This window comes from Pseudomonas baetica (assembly GCF_019733355.1).
In the GTDB taxonomy this organism is placed as follows: domain Bacteria; phylum Pseudomonadota; class Gammaproteobacteria; order Pseudomonadales; family Pseudomonadaceae; genus Aquipseudomonas; species Aquipseudomonas baetica_A.
The window spans coordinates 1-217 of sequence record NZ_JAIHLQ010000207.1 but is presented as its reverse complement, the minus strand read 5'-3'; the positions used below and the strand labels follow the sequence as shown (position 1 = coordinate 217).

The window sequence follows — 217 nt, the reverse complement described above, 5'->3', positions numbered from 1 at the left end:
GTCGGTTTCGCTGCCGCCACCACCGCTGAAGTGGATGCGTTCCACGCTGCCGGCCTCGCCGCTGGCGGTAGCGATGAAGGCCAGCCAGGTCCACGTGGCCACCTGCCGGGTGCCTACGCGGCCTACCTGCGTGACCCAGCTGGTAACAAAGTGTGTGCCTACACCTTTGTCTGAAACCAAGGAGTCGTGAGGTCGTTGTGAACGGAGCCTGCTCCGG

At 64.5% G+C, this 217-nt stretch carries 1 pseudogene; it reads left to right on the top strand.

What is annotated here, in order from left to right:
- Nucleotides 1-174: pseudogene (locus tag K5E40_RS34775) on the top strand (VOC family protein); the annotation flags it as partial.
- Between the last annotated feature and the right edge of the window lie 43 nt (nucleotides 175-217).